Source organism: Haemophilus influenzae, from assembly GCF_003494325.1.
GTDB lineage: Bacteria > Pseudomonadota > Gammaproteobacteria > Enterobacterales > Pasteurellaceae > Haemophilus > Haemophilus influenzae_I.
Genome location: NZ_QQIK01000002.1, coordinates 69,281 through 94,176, shown reverse-complemented (window position 1 = coordinate 94,176; position 24,896 = coordinate 69,281). Strand labels below are relative to the sequence as shown.

Sequence of the window (24,896 nt, the reverse complement as noted above, 5' to 3'; positions counted from 1 at the left end):
GTTTATGATGGAGCAAAGATGTCTATTCTATTACAAGGCGGACGTTTTAAAAAACGTTTAATGCCAATTTTATTGTCAATGGCTTTAGCTGGCTGTTCAAATCTACTTGGTAGCAATTTCACGCAAACCTTACAAAAAGATGCAAATGCAAGTTCTGAATTTTATATAAACAAATTAGGGCAAACACAAGAACTTGAAGATCAACAAACCTATAAATTGCTCGCAGCTCGCGTGTTAATCCGTGAAAATAAGGTTGAACAATCGGCAGCGTTATTGAGGGAATTAGGCGAATTAAATGATGCGCAAAAATTAGATCGTGCATTAATTGAAGCGAGAATTTCTGCCGCAAAAAATGCAAATGAAGTCGCACAAAATCAATTACGTGCATTGGATTTAAATAAACTAAGCCCGTCACAAAAATCTCGTTATTACGAAACCTTAGCTATTGTTGCCGAAAACCGTAAAGACATGATTGAAGCGGTAAAAGCGCGGATAGAAATGGATAAGAATTTAACAGATGTACAACGTCGTCAAGATAATATTGATAAAACTTGGGCTTTATTGCGTTCAGCGAATACTGGCGTTATTAATAATGCCTCTGATGAAGGTAATGCAGCTTTAGGCGGTTGGCTAACATTAATCAAAGCCTACAACGATTATATTCGTCAGCCTGTACAATTAAGCCAAGCCTTACAAAGTTGGAAAAATGCTTATCCAAATCATGCAGCCGCAACGTTGTTCCCAAAAGAATTGCTTACATTGCTTAATTTCCAACAAACCACTATTTCACAAATTGGTTTACTCTTGCCATTAAGTGGTGACGGACAAATTCTTGGCACAACCATTCAATCGGGTTTCAACGACGCGAAAGGTAACTCAACCATTCCAGTGCAAGTGTTTGATACCTCAATGAATTCTGTCCAAGATATCATTGCGCAAGCAAAACAAGCGGGAATTAAAACCTTAGTTGGCCCATTACTAAAACAAAATCTTGATGTGATTTTAGCGGATCCTGCTCAAATTCAAGGTATGGATGTGCTTGCATTAAATGCCACACCAAATTCTCGTGCGATTCCTCAACTTTGTTATTACGGACTTTCGCCAGAAGATGAAGCTGAATCTGCCGCCAATAAAATGTGGAACGATGGCGTGCGTAATCCACTTGTCGCAATGCCGCAAAATGATTTAGGACAACGCGTAGGCAATGCCTTTAATGTACGTTGGCAGCAATTAGCAGGTACTGATGCGAATATCCGTTACTACAATTTGCCTGCGGATGTAACCTATTTCGTTCAAGAAAATAACTCAAATACAACCGCACTTTATGCCGTAGCAAGTCCAACTGAACTGGCAGAAATGAAAGGTTATTTAACAAATATCGTACCTAATTTAGCGATTTATGCCAGTTCTCGAGCAAGCGCAAGTGCGACAAACACTAATGCTGACTTCATCGCACAGATGAACGGTGTACAGTTTAGTGATATTCCATTTTTTAAAGATACCAATTCTCCACAATATCAGAAGTTAGCAAAATCCACGGGGGGCGAATATCAATTGATGCGTTTATATGCAATGGGTGCGGATGCGTGGTTGCTCATTAATCAATTTAATGAATTACGCCAAGTGCCAGGCTATCGCTTGAGTGGCTTAACAGGGATTTTAAGTGCTGATACCAACTGTAATGTTGAACGCGATATGACTTGGTATCAATATCAAGATGGTGCAATTGTACCAGTTGCAAACTAATGTTTTCTTTAAAACGTCAGCAAGGGGCGAGCTTTGAGCATCAAGCTCGCCTTTTTTTAGAATCAAAAGGCTTAACATTTATTGCGGCTAATCAAAATTTCAAATGTGGTGAACTTGATCTAATAATGAATGACAAAGAAACTATCGTCTTTGTTGAAGTTCGCCAACGAAGTCATTCCGCCTATGGTTCTGCTATAGAAAGCGTAGATTGGCGAAAACAACAAAAATGGTTAGATGCCGCAAATTTATGGCTTGCAAAACAAAATATGAGCTTAGAAGATGCTAATTGCCGCTTTGATTTAATCGCTTTTGGCAAAACACCTCAAGATATTCAATGGATTCCTAATTTTCTCGATTAATGGCTTTTTATAATGTTACAAAAAGTAAAAGATATTTATAGCGAAAGTATTCAAATTCAAATTGCAGCATCAAGTATGCTTTCTGAAAATATTACCAACGCCACCCAAATGGTAATGCAATGTTTATTAGGCGGTAATAAGGTTATCGCCTGTGGCGTCTCGCGTTCTTATGCTAATGCACAGTTTCTCGTCTCAAACTTACTTAATCGATATGATTTAGTTAGACCGAGCTTCCCGTCTGTGTTATTGAGCTTAGAAAGTGCGGTGGGTTCTTCACTTGTTTTTGAACAATCGCCTGAAGAATTGTATTGTCATCAATTTAATGCTGTTGCAAAATCGGACGACTTACTTATTGCTTTTGCACCTTTGGGGACAGAAAAAATCGTGCTAAATACGATTTCCCACGCTGTCAGCAAAGAAATTAATGTTATTGCGCTGACTGGCTCTAACAATGATGCCATTCAAGGAATTTTAGCAGACAAGGATTTAGAAATATCAATCCCAGCCAGCAAAGAAAGCCGTATTTTAGAAAACCATCTTTTTGTGATTAATGCACTTTGTGAATTAGTTGATCAGACTTTATTCCCAAGTGCTTGACAGGAAAATAAATCACTTTCAAACTAATAGTAATTTAATCTAAAAAGGAGTTAATTATGACATTATCCCCATTAAAAAAACTCGCTATAGTATTTGGGACTACCATTTTTTTACAAGGCTGTGTCGCTGCAGTTATTGGAGGAGGAGCTGTCGCAGCTAAAGTAGCTACAGATCCTCGAACCACTGGCTCACAAATTGATGACGAAACCCTAGAATTTAAAGTAGAAAATGCTGTAGAAAAAGATGCCCAAATTAAGGCTGAAGGCCGTGTAAATGCCGTATCTTACAATGGTCGAGTACTTTTAATCGGTCAAGTACCAAATGATAACGTCAAGGAAACAGCAACGGACTTAACACGTGGCGTTGAAGGCGTTAATGATACTTATAACCAACTCACTATAGGCCCTAAAATTTCCTTTGCACAAATAAGTAAAGATAGTTGGATCACAACGCAAGTCAAATCTAAGATGTTCGTTGATGGTCGAGTTAAAGCCACCGATGTCAAAGTGATTAGTGAAAATGGAGAAGTATTTTTACTGGGTAACGTCACACAATCCCAAGCCAATGTGGCAGCCGACATTGCCAGCAAAATCAGCGGGGTAAAAAAAGTAATTAAAGTATTCAAATACCTAGACTAATCTTTCAAAGTGCGGTGAAAAATTCAACAAATTTTTACCGCACTTTTTCTTATTTTTATAAATAAAAAATTTTAATTTTTATTCTCACAAAAACCGTTTATTTTTAAATAAGTTATCTATTGTCAAGAATTAAAACAAAAAATTTATTACTTGCGATCTTTTCTCAAACACATTATCTTGTGCATCGTTTTCATAAAAACACTATATCTTGTGTTTTAAATCCTGTTTTAAATAACAACAAGAAGGCTAATACAATGAATAAAAGTTTAATGGTTACAAAGCGTGACGGTACGCAAGAACAAATCAATCTTGATAAAATCCATCGTGTGATTACGTGGGCTGCTGAAGGACTAGACAATGTTTCTGTTTCCCAAGTAGAACTTCGTTCACATATTCAATTTTATGAAGGCATTCGCACTTCAGACATCCATGAAACCATTATTAAAGCAGCCGCAGATTTAATCAGCAAAGATTCGCCAGATTATCAATATTTAGCTGCTCGTTTAGCAATTTTCCATTTACGTAAAAAAGCCTATGGTCATTTCGATCCCCCTCGTTTATACGATCACGTCAAAAAACTAGTACGTATGGGAAAATATGATCAAGCGTTATTAGATGATTATACCCGTGAAGAATGGGACACAATGGACGGATTCATCGACCATTGGCGTGATATGACGTTCTCTTATGCAGCCGTGAAGCAATTAGAGGGTAAATATTTGGTACAAAACCGTGTGACAGGAGAAATCTACGAATCTGCACAATTCTTATATTTGCTCGTTTCCGCAAGTCTATTCTCTAAATATCCAAAAGAAACACGTTTGGATTATGTAAAACGTTTCTACGATGCAACATCGACTTTCAAAATTTCCTTACCAACGCCAATTATGGCGGGTGTGCGTACTCCAACTCGTCAATTCAGCTCTTGCGTATTAATTGAATGTGATGACAGTTTAGATTCAATCAATGCAACGGCATCAGCTATTGTAAAATATGTTTCACAACGTGCGGGGATTGGTATTAATGCAGGGGCTATTCGTGCATTAGGTAGTGAGATTCGTGGCGGAGAAGCATTCCATACAGGTTGTATTCCATTCTATAAATATTTCCAAACTGCAGTGAAATCTTGCTCACAAGGTGGCGTTCGTGGCGGTGCAGCAACACTTTATTACCCAATTTGGCACTTAGAAGCAGAAAACTTGCTCGTATTAAAAAATAACCGTGGTGTGGAAGACAACCGCGTTCGTCATATGGATTATGGCGTGCAATTAAACAAACTAATGTATCAACGCTTAATTAAAGGCAGCGAAATTACTTTATTCAGCCCATCAGATGTGCCAGGACTTTATGAAGCATTCTTTGCGGATCAAGATAAATTTGAAGAACTTTACGTAAAATACGAACAAGATCCAACTATCCGTAAGCGTACTGTTAAAGCAGTTGAAATCTTTTCTTTATTGATGCAAGAACGGGCATCAACGGGTCGAATTTACATTCAAAACGTGGATCACTGTAATACCCACTCTCCGTTTGATCCGCAAGTGGCACCAGTTCGTCAATCTAACTTGTGCTTAGAAATTGCATTACCAACTAAACCGCTTCAACACATTAACGATGAAAATGGGGAAATTGCACTTTGTACGCTTTCCGCCTTTAACTTAGGTAAAATTGAAAACTTAGATGAATTAGAAGAACTTGCGGATCTTGCGGTTCGTTCTCTTGATGCCTTATTAGACTATCAAGATTACCCTATTGTGGCAGCAAAACGTAGCTCACTTGCACGCCGTTCACTCGGTATTGGGGTCATTAACTATGCCTATTACCTTGCGAAAAATGGTGTTCGCTATTCTGATGGTTCAGCCAACGATTTAACTCACCGCACTTTTGAAGCCATTCAATATTATTTATTGAAAGCCTCTATGAACTTAGCAAAAGAGCAAGGTGCGTGTGAATACTTCAATGAAACCACTTATGCAAAAGGCATTTTACCGATTGATACCTATAAGAAAGATTTAGATGCTTTAACACAAGAGCCTCTACATTATGATTGGGAAAGTTTACGTAAAGATATTCAAGAATTTGGTTTACGTAACTCAACATTAACTGCCTTAATGCCATCAGAAACATCATCGCAGATTTCCAATGCAACTAATGGTATTGAGCCACCGCGTGGTCACGTAAGTATTAAAGCGTCAAAAGATGGTATCTTAAAACAGGTTGTGCCTGAATATGAAAATTTAATGGATAACTATGAATTACTTTGGGATATTTCAAGTAACGACGGCTACCTACACTTAGTCGGTATTATGCAAAAATTCGTGGATCAAGCGATCTCTGCAAACACAAACTATGATCCAAAACGTTTTGAAGACGGTAAAGTACCAATGAAAGTGTTGTTAAAAGATTTATTAACCGCTTACAAATACGGTTTAAAAACCCTTTACTATCAAAACACCCGCGACGGTGCCGAAGATGTTCAAGAAGATCTTGATGACGGCTGTGCTGGTGGGGCTTGTAAGATTTAACTAGAGGTAGAATATGCTAATTACGGTAGATTTTGGCTCAAATATGACAAAACTATGTTCTGAAGAATATTTATTGGATTTTCTTTTCTATGCATCATCATTACTACAAAATAAACATCCAAATATTAAATTAGAACTATATTCCCCCACTCGAGATATAAACGAGCCTTTGTTGGCCTCTATATACATAGAGATTTCAAAAGGAGTCAAGGTGGTTAGAGACGATACTGAATATGAAATTGGTTGGGAGCTCCAAAATTTATGGAAAAATTACACTAAAAAATCCGATCCAATAGCGCAAACGTCCACGTTTGTGCTAAGTAAATAGACAAAAGCACAAGTGAAGACGCTTGCGCCAGTATGAAAAAACGTTTTAAAAACTTACCGCACTTTACTCATAAAATTAAAGGACAAACAAAAATGGCATACACCACTTTCTCACAAAACAAAAACGACCAATTAAAAGAACCAATGTTCTTTGGTCAAAACGTTAACGTTGCGCGTTACGATCAACAAAAATATGAGACTTTTGAGAAGCTCATTGAAAAACAACTTTCTTTCTTCTGGCGTCCAGAAGAAGTAGATGTATCGCAAGACCGTATCGACTACGCAGCATTGCCTGAACACGAAAAACACATCTTCATCAGCAACTTAAAATATCAAACCTTATTGGATTCTATTCAAGGTCGTAGCCCGAACGTGGCATTATTGCCTTTAGTGTCGATTCCTGAATTAGAAACTTGGATTGAAACTTGGACATTCTCTGAAACCATCCACTCTCGCTCTTACACACATATTATTCGTAATATTGTGAACGATCCCTCTATCGTATTTGATGACATCGTAACTAACGAAGAAATCATCAAACGCGCACAAGATATTTCTTCTTATTACGATGATTTAATCCGTGATAGCCAACTTTATGGCTTATACGGCGAAGGCACTTATACCGTAGATGGCAAAGAATGCGTCGTGACTTTACGTAGTTTGAAAAAACAACTTTACCTTTGCCTAATGAGCGTGAATGCACTTGAAGCAATTCGTTTCTACGTTTCTTTCGCTTGTTCATTTGCTTTTGCAGAACGTCGTTTAATGGAAGGGAATGCGAAAATTATTAAATTTATCGCACGTGATGAAGCATTGCACTTAACAGGTACACAGCATATTTTAAATATTATGGCTGCAGGTCAAGACGATCCTGAAATGGCAGAAATTGCGGAAGAATGTAAACAAGAAGCCTATGATTTATTTGTTGCAGCGGCAGAACAAGAAAAAGCGTGGGCTGATTATCTATTTAAAGACGGTTCTATGATCGGCCTCAACAGAGATATTTTAGTTCAATACGTAGAATATATTACTAATATCCGTATGCAAGCTGTTGGATTGCCACTACCATTCCAAACACGTTCAAATCCAATTCCTTGGATTAACGCTTGGTTAGTGTCAGATAACGTACAGGTTGCACCACAAGAAGTAGAAGTAAGCTCTTATCTTGTCGGTCAAATTGACTCAAAAGTTGATACGAATGATTTTGACGATTTTTCTCTCTAATTAAAAACACATAAAAAACTAACCGCACTTTGGAATATTCTTTTTAAATATTTAAAGTGCGGTTAATTTTTTGTTCATTTTAAAAGGCTTTCTAACACAGAAAGCCTTTTATTTCTTAGATTTCTAATAACAATCTTGTTGGATCTTCCAATAATTCTTTAATCGTTACCAAGAAACCAACAGATTCACGGCCGTCAATTAGGCGATGATCATAAGATAAGGCAAGATACATCATCGGACGAATCACCACTTGACCATTAAGCGCAATTGGGCGTTCTTTAATAGCATGCATTCCTAAAATTGCACTTTGTGGTGGATTGATAATTGGGGTGGACATAAGAGAACCAAACACGCCGCCATTTGTAATGGTAAAATTGCCGCCAGTAAGATCTTCTACTGTTAATTTGCCATCACGACCTTTTTCAGCTAATGCTTTAATTTGTTTTTCGATCTCTGCCATACTGAGCTTATCGCAATCACGAAGCACTGGTGTGACTAATCCACGTGGTGTTGAAACTGCAATACTAATATCAAAATAGTTATGGTAAACAACATCATCCCCATCAATAGAAGCATTCACTTCAGGATAACGTTTTAATGCTTCCACAACCGCTTTAATATAAAAAGACATAAATCCTAAACGTACTGAATGTTGTTTTTCAAATTTTTCGCCGTAGGTTTTACGCAGAGTCATTATCGGCTGCATATCCACTTCATTGAAAGTAGTAAGCATTGCTGTACTATTTTTGGCTTCAAGTAAACGTTCAGCAATACGTTTACGCAAACGGGTCATTGGCACACGTTTTTCAGAACGTGCGCTATAAGCCACCGTACTAATTGTATTTTGCTCAGTGGCAGCTTCTTGTTTCACTTGCTGTGCTTGCCGTTTTGCAATTTCACGTTCAATATCTTCACGTGTTAAACGACCACCCACACCCGAACCTTGAATTTGATCTGCTTGTAAATCATGTTCTGCTAATAAACGACGAATTGCAGGGCTCTGATCCGCATTATGATTATGACTATTTTCAATCGCTGCATTTTGACGATCAGAAGGTGTGGGTTCATTCGTTGCTTTTAACGTCGCTGAACTGACATCTCCTTCTTGAGCCGTAGAAATTTTGCCTAGCAACTGTTTACTCACCACTGTTTCGCCCTCAGCTTGAATAACTTCAGCCAGTACACCATCAGAAAGTGCGGGAACTTCTAGCACGACTTTATCCGTTTCAATTTCCACAATAACCTCATCACGTTTCACAGTATCGCCCAGTTTTTTATGCCAAGTGGCAACAGTTGCATCTGCAACTGATTCAGGTAGGTCTGGAACAAGAATTTCGATTGTCATTTTATTTTTCCTTTTCTTCTTTTTTACTATATCTTAATTATCTTGGCTCCCCTATTTACAGAGGAAAGCAAAGATAAAAACCTTTATTAAATTAACCGCACTTTAAAAACTCAACGCATCTTCCACTAACTGTTTTTGCTGTTTAGTGTGAAGCGACATATAACCCACAGCAGGCGAAGCAGAAGCTGGACGCCCTGCATATTTGAGTTTAACGGATTCTGGAATTGCTGATTCAAAATTATGTTTGCTGCAATACCAAGCCCCTTGGTTAAGTGGTTCTTCTTGGCACCATACATAATCCGTGACATGTGCATAAGGCTCAAGCGCTTTCTTCACATCCTCATGCGGGAATGGATAAAGCTGCTCAATACGAATAATCGCCACATCTTTCTGATTATTTGCACGACGTTGTTCAAGTAAATCGTAATAAACTTTACCTGAACACATTACCACACGTTTTACATCTTTAGGATCAAGCTCATCAATTTCTCCGATTACCGTTTGGAAAGTTCCATTAATCAACTCGTCTAAACTGGACACTGCCAATGGATGACGTAGTAAAGATTTTGGGGAAATGGCAATCAATGGACGGCGCATTTTACGTAAAGACTGGCGGCGCAACATATGGTACACCTGTGCAGGTGTTGATGGCACGCAAACTTGCATATTTTGTTCTGCGCAAAGTTGCAAATAACGTTCAAGACGTGCGGAAGAATGTTCAGGGCCTTGTCCCTCATAGCCATGAGGCAATAACATAACTAAACCACACATTCTGCCCCATTTTTGTTCGCCAGAGCTAATAAATTGGTCGATAACAATTTGCGCACCATTAGCAAAATCGCCAAATTGCGCTTCCCAAATGGTTAAAGTTTTTGGATCTGTTATTGCGTAGCCATATTCAAAAGCAAGAACAGATTCTTCAGAAAGTACCGAATCCCATACTTCAAAACGACCTTGATTGGCGTGTAAATGTGTTAATGGTACATACCCCGTACCATCATTTTGATTATGCACAACGGCATGACGATGGAAAAAAGTACCTCGTCCCGCATCTTCGCCTGATAAACGAACATTAACACCTTCATCAAGTAAGGTTGCATAAGCCATGGTTTCAGCCATGCCCCAGTCGAGCAATTTTTCGCCTTGATACATTGCTTTACGATCATTATAGATTTTTTCTACGCGAGGATGCGCACGTAAACTTTCAGGATATTCACATACACGTTTAGCAAGCGTTAAAAAACGTTCCGGTGAAAATTTGCTTTCATAAGGTGCAGTCCAATCATAGTTGAGATATTGCAACCAATCCATTTTTGCCGTATCCATTTCTCGCCATTCTGATACGACTCGATCGCCATTATCTAGTGCATTGCGATAATCATTCGCCATCTCGGTAACTTGTTCTTCAGTCATCACGCCTTCTGAAACTAAGCGATCCGCATAAACTTTACGAGGGGTAGGATGTTTTTTGATGATGCTATACATCATTGGCTGAGTAGCTAATGGCTCATCAGCTTCATTATGACCATGACGGCGATAAGAAATTAAATCGATAAAAATATCTCGTTTGAATAAATTACGATATTCCACCGCCATACGCGCAGCAAATGCCACCGCTTCAGGATCATCACCATTAACATGAATAATCGGTGCTTGAATCATTTTTGCAATATCGGTGCAATACTCTGTGGAACGCGTGTCATTCGGATTAGATGTCGTAAAACCAATTTGGTTATTAATCACGATGCGAATAGTACCGCTCACACTATAACCACGGGCATTTGACATATTCAATGTTTCTTGAACAACCCCCTGTCCTGCCACAGCTGAATCTCCGTGAACAGTAATAGCAAGCACTTTGCTATGTTCTGTATCATTCATACGAGTTTGTCGAGATCGAACAGAACCAATCACAACAGGGCTTACAATTTCCAAATGAGACGGATTAAATGCCAAAGTTAAGTGAACTCGCTTATCATCTACGGCGAAATCAGAAGAAAAACCTTGATGATATTTCACATCCCCCGTACGTTCGCTGGAATGTTTACCTGCAAATTCATCGAATAAATTTTCAGGCTTTTTACCTAATACATTCACAAGCATATTCAAACGCCCACGGTGTGCCATCCCCATTACCACATCATTTACCCCTTGACGACTAGAATGGCGAATAATTTCTTTCATCAATGGAATAAACGCATCACTTCCTTCTAAAGAAAAGCGTTTCGCCCCAGGGAATTTCGCACCAAGATAACGTTCTAAACCGTCTGCAGCTGTCAGTTCACGAAGAAAATTGACACGTTCTTCAGATGTAAAAAGCGGTTTATCTAACAGGCTTTCCATCTTGCTCTGGAGCCACATTTTCTGCTCCATATCCTGCACGTGCATAAACTCCAAGCCAATTGAGCCACAATATGTTTCTTTCAACATTTGAGCTAATTCGCCAAGTTTAATGGTATCGCGTTTATAAACGTAATGATTTATATTGAAAGTTTCGTTGAGATCTTGTTCAGTAAAACCGTGATGGCGATAATCTAATTCAGGGACAGAAGATACTTTCCAACGATAATAATTGAGGGGATCGAGATTAGCCTCTAAATGGCCTCGAAAACGATAGGCATTGATAAATTGTAGAACTTTCACCAATTTTGCACCAGCTGCAGGATCTATCACTGTCACCGCTTCATTATGGTTTTCTCGCGCTAAACGACGAAAATAATCTCGCACTGGAGTATGGGGCTGTTCAAGTGCGGTGGTTTTTGGCAAAGAATCAAAGGTTTTTCGCCAGCTTTCCTCCACCGACTTCGGATCACTCAAATAGCTTTCATAAAGTTCTTCTATATAAGATTGATTTGCACCGCCTAATGCTGTGCTGGCTAGCCAATTATCAAATGCCTTGTTTTGCTGCATAATTACCTCTTTATTATGATATTTGAAGCAATATTTTCGCTCCATTTTTTATGCATTATACATAGGATTGCAACGGAAATAAGCCTCTTATCAGAAATTGTTACAAATTTGTGATCTAGTTCAAACTCTTTAGATTTCAAACAATAAAAAACCGCACTTCATCTCTTAAACAAAGTGCGGTTATTTTTACTTGTATTAAAATTTAGGATTTAGAATTTAAAAATGGATTGCTCCGCTTTTCTTGCCCAATGGTTGTGTAAGATCCGTGTCCAGCGATAATAATAATATCGTCATTTAATGGGAGTAATTTTGTTCGAATTGAAGAAATCAATGTTTCATAATCCCCGCGAGGGAAATCGGTACGACCAATTCCGCCTTGAAATAATACATCGCCTGTAAATGCCACTTTTTTCTCATGTTCAATGAAACCAATATGCCCGGGTGTATGCCCTGGTAAATGTAAAATCTCGAAATTAAAGCCATCTAATTTTAAAATTTCGCCCTCTTGATTAAACCAACGATCAGGCAAAAAAGCGTCAATATTTGGCAAGCCAAAACGTTGGGCTTGTTCGGGTAAACTCTCAAATAAAAATTTATCTTCTTCTTGAGAACCCCAAATTTCAACGCCAAAATGTTGTTTTAATTGCATTGCAGCACCAACGTGATCTAAATGACCATGGGTAATCAAAATCACTTTGAGATTTAAATCCAGTTCTTCAATGCGTTGAATTAGGCGTTCGGCTTCGCCACCTGGGTCAATAATTGCGGCATTTTTTTCATCATCCCAAATCAAAGAACAATTTTGTTGGAATGCGGTAACGGGGATAATTTCGATATTCATTTTTAATCCTTATAATCGATAAAACTGTTGAGTATTCAAAAGGATTTGCTTTTGAACAGAATGTAATGGCAAAGATTTTAATTCAGCTACTTTCTTCGCTACTTCGAATAATTGCTCAGAAATTACCGCACTTTCAAATCCTTCATGTTGCCAAGGGCTATCCGTTTCAATCATCAAGCGATTTAGGGGTAAATGTTGTGCGACATATTGGGTTTTAGGGTTCCATAAAATATCAGGGGTTAGGCTTGCAAAATAGGGTGTAGAGAAAAATTTCTGAAAAGATTTTTCATCTGTCTTAAACCAGTGAAAATGAGCCCGTTGAATTTTGTGTTTCTGCAATAATTCAAGGGCAATTTCTACATCGTTATGTACAATATGCAAATTTAACGGTAAATCCCATTTTTTCGCTATCAGAATAAAGCGTTCAAGTAATTCAATGTAAGGCACGTAATCTAAATTCGGATTTTCTCGTTTAGAATAATGTGGCAACCCCACCTCGCCAATCCCAGAAATCGATGAATGATGTTCATCAATCCATTGAAATAATTCTTTTTGTTCTTCTAAACTAGGTAATTGCTGTTCAGGATGAAAACCAGCTGCAATATAAAGTTTCTTTGGGTAAGTCTGTTTTAAATTCAGCAGTTTTTTAGCACTGTTGAGATTAGTACTCACCGCAAGCATACCTATAATCTTTGAATGAGCAAGTGTTTGCTGAATATTCTCGTCAGAGAGTTGGTCTAAATGAAGATGGCTGTCAAATAACATTTCTTTTCCAATGAAAAACCGCACAAAAGTGCGGTTAATTTTACATTTGTTTTACACGCCTTTCCAAGTTCTCACAGGGCCTGTATCTACGTGAATGAAATTACTGGTTGGATAATAACCCACGCCACCATTTCGCAGACTTTCCGCAGAAGATTTCACTTTAATCAAAGGCACACCCGCAATACGAAAATCAATGGCTTTTCCTTTAATGTGATAACTATTTTTCGCTACGCCACGACTTTGGCGACGACGCATTGCATTAGTAGCGGCTGAACGATAACCACAAATTACTTCAATTTCAGCATTGCGTAAGCCTAAATTAGTTTGGATATTATAAAATTTCTGGAATAAATTTGGATCCATTTTATGCACTTGATTTGTCCTTTTATCACGCATTAAATAATCCAATTTTTTTAACATCGCAGGCGAAAAACCTTTTGCTAAAGAAAACTCGCCACTTAATCTTTCGCCCGTATTAATGTTGCGGAAAGTTAAAATACGAGGTTTAGGTGTTGAAACCATTGCTAATACAGAATTTGGTAAAATAGATATTCCTAACGCAATACCGCCCAGCGATAACCATTTTCGTTTATTCTGATCCACAGAATTCATTATAGCTCCCTTATTTTATTGAAGATATTTTTTTACGAGATCCCAATTAATCTCAGCAAGATTAATCTGACGATCATAACCATAAATATCAGGTAAATTTACAATATTTCCGTTTTCAATCCACGCAGTAACATAATATAAAAAAACAGGATTATCCGAGCGTATCGGCGCAGAAGTGGTTTTTTTACTTGCTAATACTGTATTTTTTCGAGTTTCTGTCCAACCTGCTTCTTTTAATAAAATACTTGCCAATTGATCTGATTTTTCAATACGTACACAGCCAGAACTTAACGCTCGATTTTTACGATTAAACAATCCGCGATTTGGCGTATCGTGTAAATAAATTGCATCAGAACTTGGCATATTAAATTTATAATTACCTAACGCACTATCGCCAGCCGCTTGTCGAACTCGATAAGGAAATTTATTACCAATAGATTCCCAATCAATAGAAGCAGGATCAACAACATTGCCTTGATTATCTAAAATTGAATAATTATGCTCCGTAATATAATTTGGATCGGCTTTCATTTTTGGCAATAAATCTTCATTAATTAAGCGAATTGGCGCATTCCAAGGTGGATTTACAACCACATTACTTAATTTGCTATACATTACAGGTGTCCTGCGCGAATCTGTGCCAACAATTACCCGAGATTCTAAAATTAAATCGCCATCACGATAATACTGTAATTTATAGCTTGGAATATTCACAAAAATTCCATTATGAAAATCAGGAATCACGCGTAAACGCTGTGCATTCATTGCCAATTTTTGAGCAATATTTGATTCTTTAGAAGTCGGAATAAACATCGGCAATGATTGAACTGTTTGGCGATATAAATGATTTTCTCCCGCTAAACTTTGTATGAAATCAAGAAGTTGATTATTTTCCACCGCACTTAACCAGCGTTGAATATGATCATTTTCAGGCTGTTGTGCTTGATACTGAGCAGATGAATACAACCAATTAGATGCTTGAGAACGAACATTTTGTGTGTAATATAAGTAATCTAACAAAATATCACTTAATAACACATCATAAACCAATCCGCCTTGTTGTTCTACCAATGCCAATGTTTCTAGTGAAGTTGCCGACGATTTTGAAATACCGCTTGCCACCATTGCCGCATAATCACGTAACAATTGACGAGCTGCCGCATTGTCAGTCCATAACGGGGCATATTTACGAGATGCATATAAACGCGCGAGTAAAGGCTTAAATTGTAACTTATGATCGCCTATTTCGTGTGTTAGCGTCATATTAAGCAATGTTTGTTTTTCTTCCGTTAAACGTTGCTGATCCGCATAAATGGCTTCTTCAAGCTCTTTTCTTTCTGCGAGTGACAAATGGGAAAGATTAATGCCGTACAATGATTTAGATTGGTCATTTTTGCTCAAACCTACTAAAACACAACCCGACATCATCATAGATAATGATAAGGCGAATAATGATAACTTTAAGGTGCTTTTAAACACTACCATTTCCTAAACCTTTATTAAAATCACCGCACTTGTTGCGTTTCTCAAACAAAGTGCGGTCAAAACCATTTAGTATTTATTTTTTACTTTCCGTTTTTGCTTCGGATAGACCGTTTGCTTGATTAATTTTCTGATCTGAATTAAAGATAACGAAATCAGCTGCCATTTTTTCAGCTTCTTTTAAGAAGAAATCTGGTGCTTCGTAATCTTTCGGCAAATCATCAATATCTTTCAATGCTTTCTTACCCTCACGTTTAAAACGTTCGTTCAAATCTTTTAAACGTCTTGCATCATCTTTATCATTCTCTGCTTTACGCATTTTATAATTCAATGATAGAAATTTTCGATCTCGGCGTTCATTTCTCACTTTCAATTCTTCATTCAATGCAACAAATTCAGGATCTTTAGCAATACGAGCAAGATGTTTTTCATTTAGAATATTTACTGCATTATTAATATCATCGATATTTCCTACTTCCATATAACTCGCTGATGGGATTTTATCCCAAGCAAGCGCATTATCTTCTTTATCTTCCCCATATTCTTTCGCATCTATAATTTCGGGGAAATTAATATCGGCTGCAACACCTTTTAATTGGGTTGAACCACCATTAACTCGATAAAATTTTTGAATAGTATATTGCAAAACACCCAACGGACTCTGATCTAAATCATAGATAAAATTTAACGATCGACTCTGTTGCACCGTACCTTTACCAAAAGTATTTTGCCCGATGATAATACCTCGACGATAATCTTGCATTGCTGCAGCAAAAATTTCTGATGCGGAAGCACTGTAACGATTAATCATCACAAATAATAACCCCTTATATTGTTGCGTAGCATCATCATCTTCGTGAACACGAATACGCTGATAAGCATCGCGAACCTGCACAATAGGGCCATCAGCAATAAATAAACCACTTAACGCTACGGCTTCCGTTAATGCACCACCGCCATTTTCACGTAAATCAACAATTAGAGCCTCAGCTTTTTGATTTTCTAATTTAACCAGTAGTTTTTTGACATCTTCGGTTAATCCAATATAAAAACTTGGAATTTCTATTACCGCAATGTTTTTTCCTGACACTTTTTCAAAAGTTAGTTTAGCCGCTTGATCTTCAATACGGACTTTATCACGCACCAAAGTAATAATACGTGATTTTCCCCCTTTAGCAGGCTCAATTTCCAAGCGAACTTTAGTGCCTTTTTTCCCTTTAATTTTTTCTACCAAATCTTCTAAACGCCAACCAACAACATCTTCAATATCGCCTGTTGCTTGCCCAACGCCAATGATTTTATCCCCAGGATGCAGCTTTTTACTACGTTCCGCTGGAGCACCAGGTACAAGAGATTTTATGCTAGTTTCATCATCTTCTGATTGTAAAGTAGCACCAATGCCTTCCAAGGAAAGATTCACACTTTCATTAAAACTTTTCGCTGTTCTTGGGGAAAGATAACTGGTGTGAGGATCAATTTCACGCGCAAAAGCATTCAAATAAATTTGAACAATATCGTCTGCTTTTATTTGCGTTAAACGACGAATGGCTAAATTATAGCGTTTTGTAAGTTTTGCTTTGATTTCTGACCATTTTTTATCTTTTAATTTAAGATTAATAATGTCATTTTTTACGCGAGCATTCCAAAGTTTATTCGCATCAGCTTCAGTTTGTGGAGCAGCCGCTTTTTCACGATCAATTTCAATTTGATCTTGACCATTTAAATCAGGCTCTTTATCTAATAGAGATAACGCATAAGTATAACGTTCATAACGACGTTTGATCATTACATCATAAATCTCAAACGCAGCAGAAAGATCGCCTTGATTTAACTGATCATCTAACTTATTACCATATTTTTGACGAAGTTCGTCTATATCAGACTGCAAAAAAGTATTGTGGCTAAAATCTAAATTTTTAATATAACGATCAAAAATTTTCTCGGAAAAATCATCATCTAATTTAATCTTACGATAATGGGATTGAGTTAATCTCGTCGTTGCACGCTTAGTTGCCAACTGATTTTCTTCACTTATCGCTGGAATACTAATGTCACTTGGCTTTAACTTAGGTTGTACAGCAAATGCAGGAATTGCACTGCTCAAACATACCGATAACCACGCATAACAAATCACATTTTTTGACATTTTAAATTTCATAACCATTTCCGAGTCAATTTTCATTTATTAAGCAAATAAACGATCTGCAGCAACGTTCATAATCAAACCGTTTTCAAGTTCAACACGTGCTGAATCTTTTAATACTTCTACCACTGTTGCTTTTTTAGCATTATCTCCAGCTTTAACTTTCACAACAGAACCAACAGAAATTTGTGAAAAATCAACCGCACTTAGTGATACTTTACTCTCTTTTTTAAAGTTTTTATTCGCAGGTTTACGCGGACGCTGTTTTTGTTGTGCTTTTTTAGCCGCAGCTTCTGCTTTACGTTTTTCCGCAAAGCGTGCTTTCGCTTCAGCAAGTTGCTGTGCAGCGTGAGCAACGTGTTCTGCATCTAATACACCTGCAGGATTACCCTGTAAATCAACACGCACTGCACCTTCACGACAGCCATATAAATAACGCCAATTTGATGTATATTGACGAAGAGCCTGACGCAATTGGGTTTTACTTACGCGCTCATCATCTTGTAATGCTTCAGCTAAATCTTGAAATAAACCTATTTTTAATGGTTTTGCTTCGCCCTCTAAAACAAAGCAAAGAGGAAATTTTTCTGCTAAATAAGCAATGATAGCTTTTGCATTGGTTAATTTTTGCACTTCCGTTTGCACATCTGTAACTTGAGATGATAATTGTGTGTCAGTCATAGTTATATCCTTGAGGCTATTAATAAAATGAAGATTTGCCTAGTTTATCGCACTTTTTACAAAATTAACAACGGATCCCGTTATGCTGAATAAATTTCACACAAAAATAACGCCAAGACTTCACAAATACGTTAAAACAACGATAGAATGGCGTGCTTTAATTCATAAAGAAAGACCACAAACGTGCCTAAAACAAAGCTAACTTCGCCTTCATTTCAAATTTTAAAATGCACAGAATGTGATGCTTGCATTAACGTGCCTGTTATTCTTCAATCGAATGAACAAGCCGAATGTCCACGTTGTCATCATCTATTAGCAAGTGGTACGAGGTGGTCATTACATCGTTGTGCAATGATTGCATTATCTATTTTGATATTAATGCCCTTTTCCTTGAACTACCCCTTATTAAGTTTACATTTATTAGGTATTAAAATTGATGCCTCTATTTGGGATGGCATTTGGAAAATGGCAGTAGGTGGTTATGAATATACCGCGTTTATGATCTTTATTTGTGCAGTAGTAATGCCGATTACTTTTGCACTTTTAGTTATTATACTTTGGCTGGCTAAGATTTTTCAGATAAAACCACGTAGTGTTTTACTATTTCTTGGTCATATTAAAGCTTGGGTAATGTTTGATGTTTATTTGGTGGCACTTGGGGTAACCATATTTAAAGTACGCGAATATGCAACATTAGAAATTAATATTTATTTAATTCCTTTTATTTTTACCGCACTTTTAACCACGCTGCTTTTTATCAAACTTAATCTTTCCGCCTTGTGGCAGGAATTTTATCCTGAATGTACTCCAGTTTATACAAAACAAGCTGTTGAATTATGTCCTGCTTGCCATTACACATTTACGCAAAAATCTATCCAATACGATAATCAACAAAAAATTTATTGTCCCCGCTGCCAATCGCCTCTTAATACATCGGATAAGCTAAAATTACAAGCAACTTGGGCAACCTTAATTGCAGGGATTATTATGCTTTTTCCTGCAAATTTATTACCTATATCTGGCATTTATTTAACAGGTGCATTATCTGAAGATACGTTAATTTCTGGGGTTATTTCATTTGTTAAATCAGGTAGTTATTTTGTTGCTTTTGTTGTGTTTTTTGCCAGTATTTTCGTGCCTATCAGCAAAATTTTTATTATGCTTTACTTACTTGCTTGCGTGCATTTTAAATGGCAACATTCTATTAAATGGCAAATGCGTTTATTGCATCTAGTACATTTTGTTGGACGCTGGTCTATGCTCGATTTATTTGTATTAGCCTTAATGATGTCGCTTGTCACACGCGGAGAAATCATTAATTTTACCGTAGGGCCAGGCGCATTTTATTTTGGTGCAGCCGTATTTTGCACTATGCTTTCCACCTCTCAATTTGATAGCAAATTAATTTGGAAAATTTATGACAGAGAAAAATAATTCCTCCTCAATAGAAGAAAAATATCAAGAAATAACAGCGAACTTACATAAAACAAAGCGCATTTCGCCTTTTTGGCTATTGCCTTTTATCGCATTATGTATCGGGGCAATTTTATTCTTCCAAATTGTGAAAGAACGCGGTACTAGCATTACAATTACTTTTACCAATGGTTCTGGTATTGTGGCAGATAAAACTCAAATTCGTTATCAAGGATTACAAATTGGCATAGTAAAAGAAGTTCATTTCACTGATAACCTACAAAAAGTAGAAGTTATTGCAAATATCAATCCTGAGGCTTCAAATATTTTACGTGAAGACACAAAATTTTGGCTTGTACAACCAAATGTTTCCCTTGCAGGCATTTCAGGATTAGATTCTCTCGTGTCAGGTAATTACATCACTCTTCAACCGGGTGATGGCGATCGTGAAGATGAATTTATAGCAGAAGAACAAGGGCCTATTGCGCAAGTTTCAGCAGGAGACTTGTTGATCCACTTAATTTCTGATGATTTAGGTTCGATTTCTATTGGTGCGTCCGTGTATTTTAAAAAATTACCTGTAGGAAAAATCTATGATTACCGTATTAATAAAAACAATAAAGTAGAAATAGATGTGGTCATTGATAAAGCCTATGCCAAGTTTGTGAAAAAAGATTCACGCTTTTGGAATATTAGTGGCATTAACGCTAATATTAGCCCGTCAGGCTTAAACCTAAATGTAGAAAGTTTAAATGCCGTTGTACAGGGGGCGGTTTCTTTTGACTCTCCAGCTGACAGCCCAAAAGCAGATGAAAATAGTCATTTCACGCTCTATACCAATTTAAAAGCGGCTAAACGTGGGATTGAAATTAAGGTAACTATTCCTGCCTCTACCGCTCTTATTGCAGGGCAAACGGAAGTTTATTCTCAAGATAATGCTATAGGGATTCTCGCCAAGCTAAGTGCGGTGGAAAATAACGATGAAATTTTAGAAGGCAGTTTATTGATCGATCCAAACCAAGCCTCTTTGTTTAAAGCAAATAGTAAAATTGTCCTACGCAATAAAAAAATGGATCTAAGCAATTTAGCAGAACCAAAAAAATTCTTTCGTGACGAATATTTTGATGTGATTGCGGGAGACGGCGAAACTAAACATCAATTTAACGTGATTAAAGAAAATGAATTATTACTCAATGCGCCTAACACGTTAGTTTTAACCCTTACTGCGCCAGAGAATTACGGCGTCAACGAAGGGCAAAATGTGTTTTATAACAATATGATAATTGGGCAAATTGTTTCACAAACAATTGATGTAAATGGCGTGCAATTTAAAGCAGCAATTGCCTCTGAATACCGTAATTTAATTCACGAAGATACTCAATTTGTGGCTGCAACCAATTTCGATATAAGCATTGGATTAGATGGATTGCGTTTTGAATCCGCGACACCAGAAAAATGGTTACAAGGTGGTGTTCGAGTACTAACAAAACAAGCTCAGGGAAAAGCTAAAACCAGTTATCCACTTTATCAAAATATTAGCAATGCAGAACACGGTATCACAGGCGATATTCTTACGCCAACAATAACCTTACATACCCAAACATTACCAAGTATTGATAAAGGCTCTCTCGTCCTATATCGTCAATTTGAAGTAGGAAAAATTTTAAATATCCAACCTCAAACCAATAGCTTTGATGTAGAAATTTATATTTATCCTGCCTATCAACATTTATTGACAAATAAAAGCCGTTTTTGGGTAGAAAGTGCGGCGAAGATTGATGTCACACCGAAAGGCATTAGTATTCAAGCAACACCACTTGCACGTTCCTTAAAAGGGGCGATTAGCTTTGATAATGGTGGTTCAGGCAATAATCGAACACTTTATGCAAATGAAAGCTATGCAAAATCCATCGGGTTTGTCATCACGTTAATCACAGATGATGCAACTAATCTTAGCAAAGGAATGAATCTACGCTATCTTGGTTTAGATGTGGGGCAAATTGACAGCATTCAGCTTGATGCAAAAGCAAAACGCATTACTGCAAAAGCGTTAATAAACCCGAATTATATGAATATGATTGCAAAAGAAGGTTCTAACTTTACGATAATCTCGCCACAAATTTCGGCTGGTGGAATAGATAACCTTGATAGTTTATTACAGCCTTATATTGATATTGAAATTGGTAATGGCAACACAAAAACACAATTTAATTTAGCGCAAACGGCGCCACAACGTAATAAATTTAGCAATGGCACGCCGTTTATTTTAGAAACGCGTGATGCGATAAATTTAAGTGAAGGTTCGCCAATTCTTTATCGAGGTGTAGAAGTTGGCACAGTGAAGAAATTTGAACTTAATAGTCTTGGTGATCGTGTGTTAGTACATATTGCCATTATGCCGAAATATAGCCATCTTGTTCGACAAAACACAGAATTTTGGATCGCATCAGGCTACGACTTTAGCTTAGGCTGGAAAGGTGCGGTATTTAATACGGGTAGCGTTCAGCAGTTGCTAAAAGGTGGGATTTCTTTCTCCACACCAGCAGAAAAAGAAATTCAACCGCAAGCACAGCCCAACAAACGTTTCTTGCTTCAAATAAACCGCCCTGAAGAAGTGCAAACTTGGGGAAGTGGTGCGTTATCAAAATAACATAAATGAAAATATTTAATCTGCACCTTAATGAATTAGGGTGCAGATAAGCTATTACCATTTTTCTAATGCTTCTTTATCACTCTCTCTTGCTTCAATCCAACGCTCGCCTTGATTGGTTTGTTCTTTTTTCCAAAATGGGGCTTTGGATTTTAAGAAGTCCATAATAAATTCGTTGGCATGATAGGCATCTCCACGATGAGCAGAACTTACGCCCACTAAAACGATCTCATCACCAGTCTGTAAAAGCCCAACACGATGAATTACCGATACACGTTGAATATCCCAACGCGCTTTCGCTTGTGCAACAATTTCATTCAACGCTTTTTCAATCATTGCGGGATAATGTTCTAAATACAAACTAGATACTGCATCGCCTAAATTAAGATCGCGTACTTTGCCAACAAATATAACCGTTGCGCCAACCGAATGTAGCTCAGAAAGCCATTGATAAACGGCATTTTGATCAAAAGGCTGTTCTTGTACTGCAATTTGAATATCCGTCATTTAGCCCCCTGTTACTGGTGGGAAAAAGGCAATTTCATCGCCATTTTTTACCGCACTTTCTAAAGGCATTAAGGTTTGATTAATTGCCACTAAAAGTTTACCTTTTTCCAGTGCCAATGCCCATTTATCGCCCTTTTGAGCAAGGTGTTCACGCACCGCTTCCGCAGTGGCAAAATCATCTTCTAATTGAATGGCATCAACGCCAATTAATTCACGAGTTTGAGCAAAAAATAAAACATTTAACATCTTATTTTTCCTCCGCAATAAAATGGCCTGATTTTCCACCGCTCTTTTCTAACAGGCGAACGTGCTCAATCACTATGTCTTTTTGTACGGCTTTACACATATCGTAAATGGTTAAGGCTGCTACGCTTGCCGCAGTTAGTGCTTCCATTTCTACGCCAGTTTTTCCAGTTAATTTGCAAAGAGATTGAATGCGAACTTGGTTGGTTTCAAGTAACGGTTCTAAACTCACTTCTACTTTAGAAAGTAATAATGGATGGCAAAGTGGGATAAGCTCCCAAGTGCGTTTTGCGGCTTGAATACCCGCAATACGAGCAGTAGCAAATACATCGCCTTTGTGATGTTTTCCTTCCACGATCATGGAAAGAGTTTCTTTTGACATAGTTACAATGGCTTCAGCACGAGCTTCACGAACAGTTTCCGCTTTAGCAGAAACATCCACCATATTGGCTTCGCCTTGAGAATTGATATGTGTAAATGTAGTCATAATATAATAAAAGTGCGGTTAAAATATTGAATGTTTTAAATAAGCGACCAAAGGAAGCAGATGAATATTGCTATTCATCTCACTTTGCTTTTTAGCCACCAATAGACGCTAAATGATTTCTTACACCAGTATCGCCGATATGTAAATAATGATGTTCACGTTTGCCTTGAAGTGCGGCAAAAATACGCGCCTGTAAAATACCTTGCTGTTCGTGCGACTGCAATAAATCACGTAATTCAATGCCTTCTTCGCCAAATAAACAAAGATGAAGTTTACCTTTTGCTGACACTCTTAAACGATTGCAACTTGCGCAGAAATTCTTTTCATAAGGCATAATTAAACCAATTTCGCCTGCATAATCAGAATGCGTAAAGACTTTAGCAGGACCATCAGTGTGAGATTTATGCTGTAATGTCCAACCATTTTTCAGCAATTTATCCGCTAAGACTTGTCCAGAAAGATGGAATTTATCAAAGAAACTATCCATTTCGCCCGTTTGCATCAACTCAATAAAGCGCATTTGAATTGGGCGATCTTTAACCCAAGCGAGAAATTGTTCAAATTCTTTATCATTCAGATTTTTCATCAAAACTGAATTAACTTTGACTTTGTTGTAGCCCACTTCAAATGCACGATCGATACCACGCATCACATCATCAAATTTATTGATACCTGTAATTTGATGGAACATTTTGGGATCAAGGCTATCAACACTGACGTTAATAGACGTAATCCCTGCTTTCTTCCAATCAGCCACATCTTTTGCCATGCGATAGCCGTTTGTCGTGACGGCTAATTGACGAATGCCATCAATATTAGCAATGCTTTCAGCAATAGAAATAAAATCTTTGCGTAAAGTCGGTTCGCCACCCGTTAAACGGATTTTCTCTGTGCCCATTTCAGCAAAGGCTTGAGCAAGATGGGTGATTTCTTTTAAAGTTAAGAAACTTGGTTTGTTAGCTTCGGGTTGATAACCATCAGGTAAACAATAGGTACAACGAAAATTACACTGATCAGTAATCGACAGTCGTAGATAGTAATATTGACGTTGGAAAGGATCGACTAAGCGAGACTCTCCTACGTTTTTAATAGGAATAGATTGCATTTTACACCTTTCTAAATATGGAGAGGATAAACCGTTTCCAGCGTATCCCTGAATAACGTACCGCGTTATTGGCTTGCCACCGTATTTCTTGTGAAACTTAGGCTAAACAAGCTCGGAGTTATGCGTTAAATTTGATTTGTCGTCATTCTAAAAGATTTCACTTCATAAACACAATCAATAATATTGATGAAAATCAGTATTTTCCTAAATTCTTAAAAATCAATTATATAAAAAAATACATAATGAATATAAGACTAGCTCATTAGTGATAATTAATCCTATTTATATTAATAATC

20 protein-coding genes and 1 riboswitch are annotated in these 24,896 nt (G+C 37.3%); of the genes, 8 read left to right on the top strand and 12 right to left on the bottom strand.

What is annotated here, in order from left to right:
* The first annotated feature begins 18 nt into the window (after positions 1–18).
* From DV356_RS03685 to nrdB, 6 genes are all read left to right on the top strand, one after another.
* A complete protein-coding gene (locus DV356_RS03685; RefSeq protein WP_105877740.1) occupies positions 19–1,746 on the top strand; it encodes a penicillin-binding protein activator in 1,728 nt (575 codons plus the stop codon).
* The gene (locus tag DV356_RS03680; RefSeq protein WP_005654204.1) at positions 1,746–2,105 is read left to right on the top strand and encodes a YraN family protein; all 360 of its coding nucleotides are present in this window, start codon (positions 1,746–1,748) and stop codon (positions 2,103–2,105) included. The genes DV356_RS03685 and DV356_RS03680 overlap by 1 nt, the downstream gene beginning before the upstream one ends.
* Before the next feature lie 12 nt (positions 2,106–2,117).
* Positions 2,118–2,702 (top strand): D-sedoheptulose-7-phosphate isomerase, encoded by a 585-nt coding sequence (locus DV356_RS03675; RefSeq protein WP_118806522.1) that lies wholly within the window; start codon positions 2,118–2,120, stop codon positions 2,700–2,702.
* A gap of 56 nt (positions 2,703–2,758) precedes the next feature.
* Positions 2,759–3,340, top strand: coding sequence for a division/outer membrane stress-associated lipid-binding lipoprotein (dolP, locus tag DV356_RS03670; RefSeq protein WP_118806521.1), 582 nt, complete (start codon positions 2,759–2,761; stop codon positions 3,338–3,340).
* Positions 3,341–3,594: 254 nt separating this feature from the next.
* The gene (gene nrdA, locus DV356_RS03665; protein ID WP_118806520.1) at positions 3,595–5,865 is read left to right on the top strand and encodes a class 1a ribonucleoside-diphosphate reductase subunit alpha; all 2,271 of its coding nucleotides are present in this window, start codon (positions 3,595–3,597) and stop codon (positions 5,863–5,865) included.
* 420 nt (positions 5,866–6,285) lie between these two features.
* Positions 6,286–7,416, top strand: a complete 1,131-nt coding sequence (gene nrdB, locus DV356_RS03655) for a class Ia ribonucleoside-diphosphate reductase subunit beta (RefSeq protein WP_005650087.1) — start codon at positions 6,286–6,288, stop codon at positions 7,414–7,416.
* A 115-nt stretch (positions 7,417–7,531) separates the two neighbouring features.
* Here the strand turns inward: nrdB and odhB are convergent, their stop codons facing one another.
* From odhB to proQ, 8 genes are all read right to left on the bottom strand, one after another.
* Positions 7,532–8,761: a 2-oxoglutarate dehydrogenase complex dihydrolipoyllysine-residue succinyltransferase gene (odhB, locus tag DV356_RS03650; protein ID WP_118806518.1), complete on the bottom strand. Its 1,230-nt coding sequence runs from the start codon at positions 8,759–8,761 to the stop codon at positions 7,532–7,534.
* Between the two features lie 102 nt (positions 8,762–8,863).
* Entirely contained in the window at positions 8,864–11,671 is a 2,808-nt protein-coding gene (sucA, locus tag DV356_RS03645; protein ID WP_118806517.1) for a 2-oxoglutarate dehydrogenase E1 component, read from the bottom strand.
* Positions 11,672–11,873: 202 nt separating this feature from the next.
* The gene (locus DV356_RS03640) at positions 11,874–12,512 is read right to left on the bottom strand and encodes an MBL fold metallo-hydrolase (protein ID WP_042593941.1); all 639 of its coding nucleotides are present in this window, start codon (positions 12,510–12,512) and stop codon (positions 11,874–11,876) included.
* 9 nt (positions 12,513–12,521) lie between these two features.
* Complete coding sequence (locus DV356_RS03635) at positions 12,522–13,277, bottom strand: TatD family hydrolase (RefSeq protein ID WP_005670387.1); 756 nt, start codon at positions 13,275–13,277, stop codon at positions 12,522–12,524.
* Positions 13,278–13,328: 51 nt separating this feature from the next.
* On the bottom strand, positions 13,329–13,889 hold the full coding sequence (gene mepK / locus DV356_RS03630) for a peptidoglycan L,D-endopeptidase MepK (RefSeq protein ID WP_005670386.1): 561 nt from the start codon (positions 13,887–13,889) through the stop codon (positions 13,329–13,331).
* Positions 13,890–13,904: 15 nt separating this feature from the next.
* Positions 13,905–15,374: a L,D-transpeptidase family protein gene (locus DV356_RS03625; RefSeq protein WP_042601613.1), complete on the bottom strand. Its 1,470-nt coding sequence runs from the start codon at positions 15,372–15,374 to the stop codon at positions 13,905–13,907.
* Between the two features lie 73 nt (positions 15,375–15,447).
* Positions 15,448–17,529 (bottom strand): carboxy terminal-processing peptidase, encoded by a 2,082-nt coding sequence (gene prc, locus DV356_RS03620; RefSeq protein WP_192882154.1) that lies wholly within the window; start codon positions 17,527–17,529, stop codon positions 15,448–15,450.
* Between the two features lie 27 nt (positions 17,530–17,556).
* A complete protein-coding gene (gene proQ, locus DV356_RS03615) occupies positions 17,557–18,195 on the bottom strand; it encodes an RNA chaperone ProQ (RefSeq protein ID WP_038439689.1) in 639 nt (212 codons plus the stop codon).
* 183 nt (positions 18,196–18,378) lie between these two features.
* Here proQ and DV356_RS03610 point away from each other — a divergent pair, with 183 nt between their 5' ends.
* Both DV356_RS03610 and DV356_RS03605 read left to right on the top strand, forming a co-directional pair.
* On the top strand, positions 18,379–19,629 hold the full coding sequence (locus DV356_RS03610; protein ID WP_085024666.1) for a paraquat-inducible protein A: 1,251 nt from the start codon (positions 18,379–18,381) through the stop codon (positions 19,627–19,629).
* Positions 19,613–22,258 carry a PqiB family protein gene (locus tag DV356_RS03605; RefSeq protein ID WP_118806516.1) on the top strand — a complete coding sequence of 882 codons (2,646 nt, stop codon included), beginning with the start codon at positions 19,613–19,615 and terminating at the stop codon, positions 22,256–22,258. The genes DV356_RS03610 and DV356_RS03605 overlap by 17 nt, the downstream gene beginning before the upstream one ends.
* 54 nt (positions 22,259–22,312) lie before the next feature.
* Here the strand turns inward: DV356_RS03605 and moaE are convergent, their stop codons facing one another.
* The 4 genes from moaE to moaA form a co-directional block, all read right to left on the bottom strand.
* Positions 22,313–22,765 carry a molybdopterin synthase catalytic subunit MoaE gene (moaE, locus tag DV356_RS03600; protein ID WP_050848615.1) on the bottom strand — a complete coding sequence of 151 codons (453 nt, stop codon included), beginning with the start codon at positions 22,763–22,765 and terminating at the stop codon, positions 22,313–22,315.
* Complete coding sequence (gene moaD / locus DV356_RS03595) at positions 22,766–23,011, bottom strand: molybdopterin synthase sulfur carrier subunit (RefSeq protein ID WP_005654167.1); 246 nt, start codon at positions 23,009–23,011, stop codon at positions 22,766–22,768. It abuts the gene before it with no gap.
* 1 nt (position 23,012) lies between these two features.
* Positions 23,013–23,495: a cyclic pyranopterin monophosphate synthase MoaC gene (gene moaC, locus DV356_RS03590; protein ID WP_118806515.1), complete on the bottom strand. Its 483-nt coding sequence runs from the start codon at positions 23,493–23,495 to the stop codon at positions 23,013–23,015.
* Positions 23,496–23,586: 91 nt separating this feature from the next.
* Positions 23,587–24,600, bottom strand: a complete 1,014-nt coding sequence (gene moaA, locus DV356_RS03585; RefSeq protein WP_118806644.1) for a GTP 3',8-cyclase MoaA — start codon at positions 24,598–24,600, stop codon at positions 23,587–23,589.
* A riboswitch (molybdenum cofactor riboswitch) is annotated at positions 24,589–24,730 on the bottom strand. It overlaps the preceding gene by 12 nt.
* Positions 24,731–24,896 lie beyond the last annotated feature (166 nt).